The sequence below is a fragment of the Rothia endophytica genome, from assembly GCF_039543885.1.
Classification (GTDB): Bacteria; Actinomycetota; Actinomycetes; order Actinomycetales; family Micrococcaceae; genus Rothia; species Rothia endophytica.
Map to the genome: position 1 here is coordinate 1,264,092 of NZ_BAABKP010000001.1, position 14,362 is coordinate 1,278,453.

General features: G+C 53.9%; 9 protein-coding genes. 2 read left to right on the forward strand and 7 right to left on the reverse strand.

Annotation, left to right across the window (positions count from 1 at the left end):
- Positions 1 to 75: 75 nt before the first annotated feature.
- From ABD982_RS05685 to coaE, 4 genes are all read right to left on the reverse strand, one after another.
- Positions 76 to 1,272, reverse strand: coding sequence for an MFS transporter (locus tag ABD982_RS05685; RefSeq protein ID WP_251379944.1), 1,197 nt, complete (start codon positions 1,270 to 1,272; stop codon positions 76 to 78).
- A gap of 91 nt (positions 1,273 to 1,363) precedes the next feature.
- On the reverse strand, positions 1,364 to 3,508 hold the full coding sequence (gene uvrB / locus ABD982_RS05690) for an excinuclease ABC subunit UvrB (protein WP_251379943.1): 2,145 nt from the start codon (positions 3,506 to 3,508) through the stop codon (positions 1,364 to 1,366).
- 134 nt (positions 3,509 to 3,642) lie between these two features.
- A complete protein-coding gene (locus ABD982_RS05695; RefSeq protein ID WP_345445462.1) occupies positions 3,643 to 5,484 on the reverse strand; it encodes a BCCT family transporter in 1,842 nt (613 codons plus the stop codon).
- A 176-nt stretch (positions 5,485 to 5,660) separates the two neighbouring features.
- Positions 5,661 to 6,314, reverse strand: coding sequence for a dephospho-CoA kinase (gene coaE, locus ABD982_RS05700; protein ID WP_345445464.1), 654 nt, complete (start codon positions 6,312 to 6,314; stop codon positions 5,661 to 5,663).
- 77 nt (positions 6,315 to 6,391) lie between these two features.
- Here coaE and ABD982_RS05705 point away from each other — a divergent pair, with 77 nt between their 5' ends.
- Positions 6,392 to 7,084 (forward strand): IMPACT family protein, encoded by a 693-nt coding sequence (locus ABD982_RS05705; RefSeq protein ID WP_345445466.1) that lies wholly within the window; start codon positions 6,392 to 6,394, stop codon positions 7,082 to 7,084.
- Positions 7,085 to 7,178: 94 nt separating this feature from the next.
- Here the strand turns inward: ABD982_RS05705 and ABD982_RS05710 are convergent, their stop codons facing one another.
- The 3 genes from ABD982_RS05710 to polA all read right to left on the reverse strand — a co-directional run bounded on the left by ABD982_RS05710 (position 7,179) and on the right by polA (position 13,682).
- Entirely contained in the window at positions 7,179 to 8,783 is a 1,605-nt protein-coding gene (locus ABD982_RS05710) for an inorganic phosphate transporter (RefSeq protein WP_345445784.1), read from the reverse strand.
- Between the two features lie 261 nt (positions 8,784 to 9,044).
- Positions 9,045 to 10,517 carry a 30S ribosomal protein S1 gene (rpsA, locus tag ABD982_RS05715; RefSeq protein WP_345445468.1) on the reverse strand — a complete coding sequence of 491 codons (1,473 nt, stop codon included), beginning with the start codon at positions 10,515 to 10,517 and terminating at the stop codon, positions 9,045 to 9,047.
- A 387-nt stretch (positions 10,518 to 10,904) separates the two neighbouring features.
- Positions 10,905 to 13,682: a DNA polymerase I gene (gene polA / locus ABD982_RS05720; RefSeq protein WP_345445785.1), complete on the reverse strand. Its 2,778-nt coding sequence runs from the start codon at positions 13,680 to 13,682 to the stop codon at positions 10,905 to 10,907.
- Positions 13,683 to 13,830: 148 nt separating this feature from the next.
- On the opposite strand from polA, the gene ABD982_RS05725 reads away from it, so the two are divergent.
- Positions 13,831 to 14,307, forward strand: a complete 477-nt coding sequence (locus tag ABD982_RS05725) for a PaaI family thioesterase (RefSeq protein ID WP_345445470.1) — start codon at positions 13,831 to 13,833, stop codon at positions 14,305 to 14,307.
- The last annotated feature ends 55 nt before the right edge of the window (positions 14,308 to 14,362 follow it).

The window sequence follows — 14,362 nt, forward strand, 5'->3', positions numbered from 1 at the left end:
TCATCTCCCTTGCTCGTTGTCTGAGTTTACCTCATATGAGAACAAGGGAATATCCCTTACGGAGTTGTGAGTAAACTAGCTCGCCGCTGACCTCCGTGAGCCTTTCGCATCAAGCACACCCACCACCAGCGCAAAGATGGCAAGAACAGCAGCGCTCAGCAACCAGGCAGCACTAAAGGTAGCTATCTGGGCGAGCGCTCCAATAGCAAGAGCACCCAGACCCGTACCGACATCAAAACAGGCGTTCCATGCCACTGAGGCGCGTTGAGTTTCTGCTGGTCCGCCGGCGTCGTTGAGCGCGCGGACCATGGTGACCGACTGCAGGAAGCCGTAACCGAAACCGATTATGAGCGCACCGCCGATGAGCAGGACGGTCGGACCTACACCGGTTCCCTGCATCAGCCCTACCAACACCGTGCCCACGGCGGCAAAGGCTAGGACCGGGGTCATCAAACGGCGGGTTCCCCACCTGTCCGTAATCGAACCGCCCCACAGACGGGTTGGGGTAGCCATGGCGCAAAGAGCCAGTAGAGCAACGGAAGCAAGAACCGGGGTTGGTGCTATCTCGGTAGAAAAGGTCAAAAAGGCGCCACCCACACTAGTCATGAGGGTTAGGGTTAGCAGAGCAGGCCAAATGCGGCGCAAGATTTCCCCTGTACTTGCAGCCGGCGAAGAACCAGTTGAGGTAGTGACCTGCTCCGCTAGGTATCGGTCTACCTTGCCGCCCAACTGAGCAGCGAACGGAGTGGCGAGGGCCGCAATCACGCCAGCCATGATGACCGGGCGGAAACCAAAAAGATCGAGAGCAGCTGGCGCTAAGGGAGTAAATATCAGCTGGGCACCGGCTGCTGCCAGACCATAGAGGCCAACGGCTCTGCCCCGGTATTCCAGAGGGATAAGGTAGGACAGGGCGCTGGCACAGCAGACCGTAAGAATGCCGAACCCAACACCCCGCAGACCAGAGCTGACCAATACATTAACCAGTGAGGGGCTAACTGCCTGAAGCAATGAGGGCAGACCCATGAAGAGCGCGCCAGCTGGTAGCACCTTTGCCCAGCTAAAACGCCGGGTCAGAGCAGGAACCATAAACTGGGTCAGCACGGTGACGATCATCAGCACCGCATTGGTCATCCCAGCGCCAAGGGACCCAGCACCACCGTGGATGGCCCAGGCTGGGGAGGCTGGTAGCAGAATTGAGAGGCTACAGATACTCAGCCCAAAAGTGAGCAGAATCTGGGACATTCCCGGCAGTCGGGCAACGCTTGGGTTCATGGAACTCTCAATCATCAGTGTAGGCGGTCTGGGCAAACTCCCCTATTATAGTACCTTCGCCCTCTTGAGCCTACCGATGAGCTCATCGGATTTAAGCGTGCCCTGCCTGCTGCATCTGGCGCAATTCTTTTTTCAATTCGCCAATCTCATCACGAAGTCGGCCCGCTAGCTCAAACTTTAGTTCCTCAGCAGCCTGCATCATTTGCGCGGTCATTTGGTCGATCAAATCGAGCAGGTCCTCAGCGGGGGCTGCGGCTAGGCCGTCCTCTCGCACTCGCTGTTCTGCTTTCTTAAAAAGCTCCTCAGCTTCAGGTGAGGACGCGGCGTATTTGGTGCCCTTCTTGACCGGAGCCAGCTTGCCGCCGGCTGCCTTACGGGCTGCCAGTAGCTCAGCGGTGTCTTCTTGCTCCCGAGTCAGTGTGTCGGTAATATCAGCAATTTTTTTGCGCAGGGGCTGAGGATCAATCCCGTGTTCGAGGTTGTAAGCCTTCTGGATGTCACGGCGGCGGTTGGTTTCCTCGATAGCTGTACGCATGGCATCCGTCATTTTATCGGCGTACATGTGCACCTGGCCGCTCACGTTACGAGCTGCTCGTCCGATGGTCTGAATCAGGGAGGTAGTGGAACGCAAGAAGCCCTGCTTATCCGCGTCCAAAATGGCAACCAGGGATACTTCGGGGAGGTCCAAGCCTTCGCGTAGCAGGTTGATACCCACTAGTACGTCGAAAGAACCCATGCGTAGCTCACGGAGTAGCTCAACGCGCCGCAGGGTATCGACGTCCGAGTGGAGGTACTGCACCTTGACCCCGTGCTCCAGCAAGTAATCAGTCAGGTCTTCTGCCATTCGCTTGGTCAAAGTGGTAATCAGAACACGCTCATCACGGTCAACGCGGAGCCGGATTTCTTCTAACAGATCATCAATCTGCCCCTGGGTAGGCTTGACCACAATCTCAGGGTCAATCAGACCGGTGGGGCGAATAATCTGCTCAACAAAGCCATCAGCTTGCGAGAGTTCGTACTTACCCGGTGTTGCCGAAAGGTAAACGGTCTGCCCGATGCGCTGTAAGAATTCCTCCCACTTCAGCGGCCGGTTATCCATGGCTGAAGGCAGGCGGAAACCGTGTTCTACTAAGGTACGTTTGCGGCTCATATCGCCCTCGTACATGGCACCAATCTGGGGAATGGTGACGTGGGATTCGTCCACAATGAGCAAAAAGTCATCGGGGAAATAATCCAAGAGACAGTGCGGGGCAGTCCCCTTAGCACGGCCGTCAATATGACTGGAGTAGTTCTCGATACCGTTGCAGAAGCCCATCTGTTCCATCATCTCAAGGTCATACTGGGTACGCATACGCAAGCGTTGGGCTTCTAGCAGCTTGTTTTGGGATTCTAGCTCGGCTAGACGGTCTCGTAGCTCATTCTCAATGGACCGGATGGCTCGCGCCATACGCTCAGCACCGGCAACATAGTGGGAGGCAGGAAAGACATACATCTCGGTTTCTTCACGGATTACATTTCCGGTCAGCGGGTGCAGAGTGTAAATAGCCTCAATTTCATCGCCGAAGAACTCAATTCGAATCGCATTTTCTTCGTACATGGGAATGATTTCAACGGTATCTCCGCGTACGCGGAAGGTGCCGCGATGAAAGTCCATATCGTTACGGACGTACTGCATGGCAACAAATTGGCGCAGTAACGCATCCCGGTCCATCTCTTCCCCTTGGCGTAGGGTAACCATCTGAGCCACATACTCTTCAGGGGTTCCCAAACCGTAGATACAGGACACGGTTGCCACTACGATGGTGTCACGGCGGGTCAGTAGAGAGTTGGTCGCTGAGTGGCGAAGGCGCTCAACTTCCTCATTGATGGACGAGTCTTTTTCAATAAAGGTATCGGTCTGAGGCACGTAGGCTTCGGGCTGATAGTAGTCGTAGTAGGAGACGAAATACTCCACCGCGTTATTGGGTAGGAGCTCTCGCAGTTCATTGGCTAGCTGGGCGGCTAGCGTCTTATTCTGTACCATGACCAGGGTAGGCCGCTGAACGGCCTCGATGAGCCAGGCTGAAGTTGCTGACTTACCCGTACCGGTGGCTCCCATCAGCACAATGTCTTTCTCACCGTTATTGACCCGCTCAGTGAGCTCAGCAATAGCTTTGGGCTGATCGCCCGCCGGCTGGTACTCAGAAATAACCTCGAAAGGGGCCACTACTCGTTTGATTTCTTGCGCAAGACTCATACCTCTACCCTACCCTCAGCGCTCAAAAAACCCTAGAACAGGTGTACTAATTTTCCTCCACCTGCTCTACGAGAAAACGCCCTGCCTTTCAAACTGAAAGGCAGGGCGCATAATACCCGAAGGTTAGATCAGAGTTACTTTTCACTCTGCGTAGGATTGAGCTTTACTGCATCAGGTGAACCGGTCACTACCGCGGTGTGCGTGCCCTGCAGTTCAGCAGGTACATCGGACATTTTCTTGGCAGCTGCATCAGAGGCAATATCTTCAGCAGTGACCACGGGAATCTGACCGGTGTTAGGTACCAAACCTTCGAACTCGGGTTCGGTGCCTACCTCATATTCGGGGCGCATCGTCACTTCTTCAATCGAAGAGAAGTCCTCTTGAGCGCGGCGGTGGTACTCCTCAATGGGGATGACTTGCTTCCACTGGCGAGTGCGCATGGGAGGGAGTTCGCCGGCATCCTCGCGCAGTGCACGCACCAGCATCCATATCTGCAAGAAACCTAGGATCCATACGGGGAAGCCGACCACGATAATGACGTTTTGCAAAGCCTGCAAACCATCGTCTCCTGCGGCCACGAGGATGGATGCAGATACGGCGCCGATTGAAACGGCCCAGAAAACTCCCTGCTTCTTAGGTGCCGGGTCTTCGTGCCCATTAGCAATAGCGTCCATCACTAGAGCGGCTGAGTCGATGGAGGTGATAAAGAAGATAGTAATTACTAGCAGGGTGAGTGCTGCAATCACCGGGAACCAGGGGAAGAAGCCGAGGAACTCAAAGAGAGCGGCGGGAATATCCCCTTCTTCGACGACGGTCTCCACGAGGTGTCCGCCCCTGTTTCGTTCGATATCAAAGGCGCTCATGCCAAAGACACCGATCCACATCATGGTGAACACCGAAGGACCAGCCAGAACACCCACCACGAACTGACGGATGGTGCGACCCTGTGAAATTTTGGCTATAAAGAGGCCGACAAAGGGTGCCCATGTCACGGTCCAGGCCCAGTAGAATACAGTCCAGCTTCCCAGCCAGCCGCTATCTGAGAAAGTCTCATTGAAGAACATCATTTCGGGCAGCTTCTGAGCGAAGTAGCCGGCGGACTCGATCGTGCCCATGGTAACGAAGCGGGTTGACCCGGTCATCAAAATAAAAATCATCAATGCAATGGCGAGCAAAATATTGATGTAGGACAAACGCTTAACGCCCTTATCCATCCCCATCAGCACCGAGGTAACGCCCGCTGCGGTGAGGACTGCGATGATACCCGCCTGGATGTAGCCGCCAAAGGGCACACCGTACATAATGTCTACACCAGAGTTAATCTGGAGGGCGCCAAAGCCCACGGAAACGGCGATACCAAAAACCGTTGAAACAATGCTAATGCAATCAATGGTTTTACCAATCGGGCCGTGGATACGTTCACCCAAAAGTGGCTGGAAGATCGACGAGATGCGCGGTGGCAGCTTACGTTTGTAGGTAAAGTAACCAAACGCCAAACCCGGGACGGTCAAGATAACCCACATGAACAGACCGATGTGGAAGTTAGATATGGCTAAGGCCTCGAGTGCCGCTTGATCGCTCAGAGGCTCTACGCCATCGTAGGGAGGATTAGCGTAATGCGAAAGGGGTTCGGCAGCTCCCCAGAAGAGGAGTACGGCACCAACACCAGCAGCAAAGAGCATACCGAACCAGGTTAGACCTGAGTAAGCAGGCTCAGCGTCATCCGGCCCTAGCTTGATTCTTCCAAACCTGCTCATAGCTATATAAATGAGAAAGATAAAGAAGATGGCATTACCCAGGACGTAAATCCAGCCCAGGTAAGTAATGATGAAGGTAGATATCGCCCCAAAACCATCAGACATGGCGGTGGGAAACACTACCATCAGTGCGGTAAAGAGCAGAATGAAACCTGCGGATCCAAAGAAAATCGAGGGGCTAGTTCGCAGCCCCAAAGCATCGTGTATTTTGTTGAGCACGGGGGTTACCCTGTGGATGATCTATTCTCTTCGCGACCTCTATCCACCAGTCGCGTAAGAGCCGCCCCTTTGGAGGCAACCTATTAATAATAGGTGGGACAAAACTCGATAGCCACCCGAGCTCTCAGCTCAGCCCCTCCCCAGCGTCCACGGACTGCCTGATTCTGCTAGTCAGCTTAGGCTTTATCCATTTCTTCAGAACGTAATGATATGTGCTTAACCGTATCTTGCATTTCAAGAATCTGGCCGTAAACAGTCTCAACCTGCCTTCTGGTTTCCTCAAGGCTGTGAGAGTTGTCCACTAGCCAGGTGGCAATTTCTCTTCTTTCTTGATCACTTGCCTGGGCTTGAATACGCGCCAGAGCATCTGCTCTGTTCATACCCCGCTGATCCACCAAACGTCGAAGTCTCTCAGCTAAAGCTGTCTCTACCACAACAACTCCGTCAAACCGCTGCGCTTGGCCCGTCTCTACCAAAAGAGGGATATCTTCGATGAGGACTCCGCTGAATCCTGGGTCAGCTTGAGCCGTAGCAGCTTGCCGTTCAGCTTCAGATCGAACCGCCGGATGAACGATACTGTTCAGCTCCTTCCTCTTAGCTTCATTCTCGAAGATGACCGAAGCTAGTGCTGCCCGATCCAACCTGCCGTCAGCAGTCAGAATCGCCGAGCCAAAAGACCTGACTGTTTCGTTCAATACATCGGAACCGGGCTCCATCAATTCTCTGCTGATAGCGTCAGCATCGATAATGACCGCTCCTCGCTCAGCCAACATCTCAGCTACCGTAGACTTACCAGACCCGATTCCACCGGTCAGACCAATACGTTTCATTCTGCCTCCTTTATGTGCACCTAGCCTACTCCCCCTTACTCAGCTCATGTGCGTCATAAGAAACTAAGATAGAGAGCATGACGCAAGAAACACGAGCTAATCGCTATACCGTACTGGCTACCCAAGCTCCCGTTCAATCTCTGCTTGAGATTAAACGATCCGAGTTCGTTGGTTTCGTCCAGAGAGTTGAGAGCGAGCAAGAAGCACGGGCATTTATTGAATCTGTCCGCAAACGCTACCACGATGCTCGACACGTCTGCTCAGCTTTCGTTATTGGCGCTGACCGCGACGTCCAGCGTTCCTCAGACGACGGCGAACCTGCCGGAACCGCCGGCATCCCCATGCTCCAGGCTCTGCTAGCACGCCGTACCGAGGGAAGGGACGGTGCTGAGACAACCGACCTATCGGATATTGTCGCAGTGGTAGTGCGCTACTTCGGCGGCATCAAACTAGGGGCTGGCGGGCTAGTACGCGCCTACACAGAGGCCGTAGTGCAGGTGCTCGACGCGGCACCCATGACCCCCAGAGAACGCCTGCGCTTAGGCACCCTTGAAATTGGTCATCACGAGGCGGGCAGGTTGGAAAATGACCTGCGTTCACTGGGCTACACAGTGTTGGGCACCGACTACCTTGCTGATGGCGCACGCCTCACCTTAGGTGTCTTCGACCAAGATGCCACCCGCACAACTACCGAAGAACAACTTGCTTCACTCACCGCCGGCAGCACCACCATCCACTGGCGTGGCAGTAGCTGGGTGGATCTCAGCTAGATACCGCTCGGTCAACCCGCCTCCCCGTGGGATAAGAGCATAAAAGTCCGGGTGCCCTGCTCAAGGAGGGCACCCGGACTTTGTATCAGTGGGACTAAGAGAAGATAGCGGTAATAGCTAGCACGCCACCGGCACCAATAGCCGCCGAAATTGGCAGGGTAATAACCCAGGCAAGAGCGATGGGCCGCATCAGCTTCCAGTTAGCGCTCTTATTCACCATACCGACACCCAGAACCGCACCGATCAGAATGTGGGTTGATGAAACCGGCAGGCCAAGTACCGAAGCGGTCATTACGACCCCGGCTGCAGCAAGCTCAGCAGCGAAACCTGAGGAGGGGTGCATCTTGGTCAGACCGTGGCCAACAGTAGCAATAACTCTACGGCCAACGAACCAAAGACCGACGATAAGAGCTATACCGAAGGTAATAAGTGCGGGCAGGGGTACCACGGCTTCATCACCGATGGAGTCGGTCCTGAGGACATCCAGAATTGCAACGAAGGGGCCGATAGCGTTTGCGATATCGTTAGCCCCGTGGCTGAAGGCGAAAGCGGCTGCGGTGAAAACCTGGAGCCAAGCAAAAATAATGAAAGTTGCGCGCGATAGTTCCTGCTTCTGCAGGCTGCGAGCAAAAACGGTAACGCTGACCCAGACGAGAATACCAATCATGGTCATAATCATGATGTTCCCTGCGGTTGTGATACCGAGGTTGAGATTGTCCAAACCCTTGAAGAGCATCATTGCTGAGATGACCACAGCCCCGAATGCGGCAAGAAGGGGTACATAAATCTCAAGAGCACGGTGTGAGTCCTTGCGCTTTGCCTTCACATCAATTTTGTGGATTTGACGGTAGTACTCGGTTTCAACAGCCTCAGGGTCCAGCCTCTTCAGCTTGAACTTCTTTTTGCTGGACATGGCATTGATGTAAGCGTCCTGCTGAAGGTCAGTGATGCGCTGGAAACCATCGTGGTCCTCGATAGAGCGTTGCTCATCAACGTTCTTTTTGATTTCAAGCAGGGCTGCATCAGCCTTCTCGTTATAGCCCAAGATGTACTTTTTAATCCACCCGAAAAGGAGCCAAGCGAAAAAACCACCCAGCAGGGGCGATAGAACCCATGACACAACAATCTGACCGATAGCGCTCCACTTGACCATATCCCAGCCGCCGGTACCGGTAGTAAAACCGGTCATGAGAGCTGCACCAACAATACCGCCAATAATGGAGTGAGTTGTCGAAACAGGCCAGCCCATACGGGTAGCAACCAGCAACCAGATAGCAGCACCCAAGAGAGCAGCCATCATGATGTAGACAAACTGCATAGGATCAAGGTCAATAGCGTCAAGATCGACGATACCGCTTCGCACGGTATCGGTCACTGACCCACCTGCAATCACAGCACCTGAAACCTCAAACACGGCTGCAATGAGTAGAGCCTGTTTGATGGTTAGGGTGCCTGCACCGACGCTGGTACCAAAGGAGTTAGCCACATCGTTACCACCGATGTTGAAGGCCATAAAGAGCCCCAAGAACACCGCCGCCATCAGCACCATAGTGTGGGAGGACTGGTCAACATAACTCAGTGACCAGATAGTAAAAAGTGTCAAAGAGACGGCCATGATGCCGCCGAAGGCCAGGTGCCACCACTTATCAGTGGTGTCTCGTTGCAACGCAGGGGTTGCAAGTTTTGAACCGGAATCCACGTTGGAATTCACGAGTCCCCCTCACAGTGGGATACATCTTGTCTTAAAGCTCTAAATGAGCCCTGTTAATACTCTTGCCAATAGGTTAACTAAAGGTTAACAAGCACTGGAAACAGTGTTAACTATAACCCGACAGGAGGGTGATTATGGCTACCTTATTGGGGCTGAGCACCCCGAGAGAAGTTGGGCTCTACCCAAAGGGGCCCTTCCACCGTAGTGGAAGGGCCCCTTTCTAGCCTAAAGCTCTCATCCTGCAGAGGATTAGTTGCCGGTCAGCTTCTTACGCAGTTCCGCAAGTGCCTCATCGGAAGCCAGGGTGCCGGTTTCGGCAGGCTTCTCAGATGAGTATGAGGTGGGTGCTGCTTCAGCGGGAGCTGAAGAAGATGATGACGCGGGTGCAGCAGTAGCTGCTTCTGCATCAGCCTCAGCTGCCTTAGCAACCTGAACCTTGTGTGATTCCCAGCGAGCCTGAGCGTCAGCGTATTCCTGTTCCCAGGTAGCGCGCTGTGCTTCAAAGCCTTCGAGCCATTCGTTGGTCTCGGGATCGAAGCCCTCGGGGTACTTGTAGTTACCCTCGTCGTCGTATTCTGCAGCCATGCCGTAGAGAGCGGGATCGAAGTCGGTTGACTCGGGGTCAACACCTTCGTTTGCCTGCTTCAGTGACAGGGAGATACGGCGGCGGTCCAGGTCGATGTCGATAACCTTGACGAAGAGTTCGTCGTTAACTGAGACAACCTGCTCTGCGAGGTCCACGTGGCGAACTGCGAGTTCGGAGATGTGAACCAGGCCTTCGATGCCGTCTTCAACGCGAACGAATGCGCCGAAGGGAACGAGCTTGGTAACCTTACCGGGAACAACCTGACCCAGTGCGTGGGTGCGGGCAAATGCCTGCCAAGGATCTTCCTGGGTAGCCTTCAGTGACAGTGAAACGCGCTCGCGATCCAGGTCAACTTCGAGTACCTCTACGGTTACTTCGTCGCCAACTTCGACAACCTCTGAGGGGTGGTCGATGTGCTTCCATGACAGTTCGGAAACGTGGACGAGACCGTCAACGCCACCGAGGTCAACGAAAGCACCGAAGTTAACGATGGAGGATACAACGCCGGTACGAACCTGGCCCTTTTCGAGCTGGTTGAGGAAGGTTGAGCGAACCTCTGACTGGGTCTGCTCGAGCCATGCACGGCGTGACAGAACAACGTTGTTGCGGTTCTTGTCGAGTTCGATGATCTTCGCTTCGATTTCCTGGCCGATGTAGGGTGCCAGGTCACGAACGCGACGCATTTCAACGAGTGATGCGGGGAGGAAGCCGCGGAGGCCGATGTCGAGGATAAGACCACCCTTGACAACCTCAATGACGGTACCGGTAACGACGCCGTCTTCTTCCTTGACCTTCTCGATATCACCCCAGGCGCGCTCGTACTGTGCGCGCTTCTTGGAGAGAATCAGACGGCCTTCCTTGTCCTCTTTGGTGAGAACAAGAGCTTCAACGGTGTCACCAACGGAAACAACTTCGTCAGGATCTACGTCGTGCTTGATGGAAAGTTCACGTGAGGGGATGACACCTTCGGTCTTGTAACCGATGTCGAGCAGGACCTCATCGTGGTCAACCTTGACAACTTCGCCTGAAACGAGATCGCCGTCGTTGAAGTATTTGATGGTTGCATCAACTGCTGCGAGGAAGTCCTCTTCAGTGCCGATGTCGTTGATTGCAACCTGGGGAACGTTGGTGCTCATAAAGTAAAGGGCTCCAATATGGATAGGATTCTAGGTCAGTGCAGTCGGTTTCTTACATTTTCACGAGCTAGCTGTGCTGACCGTGAGGTAAGAGGCCGGGTGGTTCTCTGTACTGAGCGTTGATATGGACAAAATGCGTGCAGATAAACTGTGCGCAGGGCACAGTTCAGCCACATACTCTAGTCTAGGCGGCGTCACGGTGCAGGTCAACGTTTTTGACCGTGGCGCCCACCCCTTTAAGCCCCAGTTAGCGGGTGATGTTCATCTTAGTTGGGCGCTTAGGTTCACAAAGCGCTAGACATTTAATCTTAGAACTAGTAACTGGGGTGCAGATTAGTTAGCTCCGGGAACAGTGCTGGATTAGCGGGAAATTGAACAGCGCTTATGCTAATGCCCAGCCTCGTGCCAGGTACGTCCCCAGCCCACCTGCACGTCCAGCGGCACACGCAAATCAGCTGCCTGACTCATCTCTTCAGTCAGCACCTTCTCGGCTGCCGCCTCTTCACCGTGGGCAACTTCGATAATAAGTTCGTCGTGGATCTGCAAAAGCATACGTGACATGAGACCCTCAGCCCGAAGGCGTTCATCAACGCGAATCATGGCGATCTTGATGATGTCTGCAGCGGTGCCCTGAATGGGCGAGTTGAGAGCGGCTCGCTCGGCAGCGTCACGACGCTGGCGGTTTGAGCTGCCCAAATCAGGCAGGTAGCGGCGGCGTCCGAACATGGTCTGGGTGTAGCCATTGTTATGCGCTTCTTTGACCACGGTACGTAAGAATTTACCAACCTTGCCGAAGCGCTTGAAGTAGTTGGTGCGTAGGCTGGTTGCCTCATCCACCGAAATACCTAACTGCTTAGACAATCCGAAGGGTGAAAGACCGTAAGCAAGACCATAGGACATCGCCTTTACCTTAGAACGCATCTCAGAGGTGACATCTTCTGGCTCGACACCGAATACCTCCGAACCAACGAAGCGGTGCAAATCTTCACCGTCAAGGTAGGCCTCGATGAGGCTTTCGTCCCCCGAAAGGTGCACCATGATGCGCATTTCAATCTGAGAGTAGTCGGCGGTCAGCAGGGTTGAGTACTCATGCCCGTCAATCGGCCCCGGTGCAACCACGAAAGCATCACGGATCTTGCGGCCTTCCTCCGTGCGGATGGGGATGTTCTGCAGGTTAGGGTCTGTGGACGAAAGACGACCGGTCGCTGCCACGTTCTGCTGGAAAGTGGTGTGGATGCGTCCGTCAGCCGCAGTCGCCTTCTGCAAACCTTCAACTGTCTGCTTAAGTTTAAGGTAATCCCGGTAGGTCTGCAGTTGTACCAGGAACTTGGCACCGGCGGTCTCCTCGTTCACCTGACCCAAAATACCCTGCAGCGAATCAGCATCCGTTGAGTAACCGCTCTTCAACTTACGAGTGGTGGGCAGCCCCAACTCTTCAAAGAGGACCCCCTGCAACTGTTTGGGTGAGCTGAGGTTAACCTCGTGACCCAGTACCGAATAGGCAGCCTCAGTAGCACTTTCAACATGCTGACCGTAGTAGTCCTTGAGCTCGGATACGTTATTACTATCAAGAGCAATGCCAAGGATTTCCATGCGAGCAAGGACGCTTGCCATAGGCAATTCAATGTTCTCGTAGAGAGCGAGCTGCTCCTTGGCCACCAGATCAGCATGTAAGACGTAAGCAAGTTCTTGGATGTAGCGTGCCACCAACCCATAGTGCTCAAGGTCAACCACAGGCTCTACAGCAAATAGCTCACCCTGAGCTGGTGCCTGCTGGGGTTGCGGAAGGCTGAGCCCCAGATAACGGTCACTGAGCTCAGCGAGCATACCGTTAAAGGTGCGCTGCTTAGCCGCAGGAATGTAACCGCAGACGTAAGAAGAAAGCACAGGGTCTTCGATGACACCGTTTGGGGTATAGCCGTATGCAGAAAGAGACTTAAAGTGCTGTTTTAGGTCAAAGATAGTTTTGGTGGCAGTTGAATCTTCAAGCCAGGTAATGAGCGCTTGTTTCAGGTCATTGGTTAGAGAACCAAAGTCAACGTAAGCCACACGAGCTCCAGCCAGCAAGACTAGACCGTGAATACTCTTTTCATGAGCAAACCCATGATCAGGAGAATCTTCATCAATAACCGGCAGAAGAGTAACAGCTGACTCTAGACGCTCCGGAACGGGAATCGTGCGCTCTACAGCTTCAATGCTAGCGGCCGCCCCGTTCAGGAACTCCAAAAGCTGAGGGGCGGAGTCAATCAGCTGGCAGTTCTCTACGCTCATCTCTGTAGCCGGCACGGCTTCCTGCTGAGTAGCAAAAACCTCAGCCACTCGCTTGCGAATAGAGTTAAACTCTAGGTAGTTGAAGAGTTCTTCTAATTTTTCAGCTTCAGGACCATAGTGGTCAGCATCAGCTAGCGTGGTCTGAAGTTCAAGGTCATCAACTAAGCGGTTCAGTCGACGGTTGCGCAGCACATCCTCAACATGCTCCCGCAGTGCCTCACCCTTTTTACCCTTGATTTTTTCGGCGTTTTCTAACACACCGTCAAGATTGCCGTACTCGTTAATCCATTTTGCGGCAAAGCCGGGGCCCACTCCGGGGACGCCGGGAAGGTTATCGGCTTGCTCCCCCGTCAGCGCTGCTAAATCGGGGTAGAGGTGAGGTGCAACCTTATATTTCTCCTCAACGGCTGCCGGCGTCATGTACTTAATGCCTTTAGAGGGCCCGGTGGTGACGGGGTAGAGAACCGTTACGGTATCGGTCACCAGCTGAAAAGCGTCCCTATCGCCTGAAACAATTGCAACCTCAAAACCGGCCTCCCGGGCCTGGCGAGTATAAGTGGCCACGATGTCATCTGCTTCGTAGTTCTCCAGGGTAACAGCTGGAATGTTCAGGGCGGTTAGAACTTTCTGAATCAGCTCAATCTGCCCCAAAAATTCAGGCGGCGTCTCATTACGGCCGCCCTTGTATTCTCCGTACTGCTCGGTGCGGAAGGTGCCGCCTGAGAGATCGAAAGCAGCAATAATATGGGTGGGTTGCTCGCTTTTAATGAGGCTCAAGAGGGTCGATAAAAAGCCATAGACAGCGTTCGTATGCTGCCCTTCAGCGTTGACAAAGACATCCACCGGCGCCCCGTAGAAGGAGCGAAAGGCAAGAGAATGCCCGTCAATGATCATTAATTTTTGATGGGGCTGGGCTGGAGTTTCGCTAGAGTTAGTCACATACCCATCCTACCGGGCTGCTCTACCCCTGTCTGCAACCCTCTGATGAGGGTGCGCTCCCCTTGGCACCCCTCTACCAACCGACCTCTCTCTAAGGATTCTCATGGCTACTTCTGAACCCCATATCACTCATCAAAGACTAGCCGAGCTAACGACCGCCGGCATCCCACCCCACTACCACACGTATTTTGCTGGCCTAAGGCTCGACGGTCTCACTGAAAAGCTGGGTATAAAATTCCAGCACCTTTCACCAGAATATTCTGTAGCAACGATGCTGGTAGAAGGCAATACCCAAGTAATAGGATTGCTGCACGGAGGGGCTACAGCCGCCTTAGCAGAAACCTTAGGTTCTGTTGCTGCTTTTCTTTCGGTAGCAGAGCAAGGCAAGGTGGCAGTGGGTGTTGATCTCAATATCACCCACCTGCGCTCGGCGTCCCGAGGAGTGGTAACCGGAGTATGCCGTTCCCTCAAGCTAGGCAAAACGGTGTGCGTACACAGTGTGGAGATCACCGATGAATCGGGCAGGGTCATTAGCACTGCACGCATCACCAACCAGATTATTGACGCACCTCACCGCTAGCTCCAAGGTCAGTGAGAGGTGAGCTCTCACCTAGCACCGGATGGCCCTGTTCCCG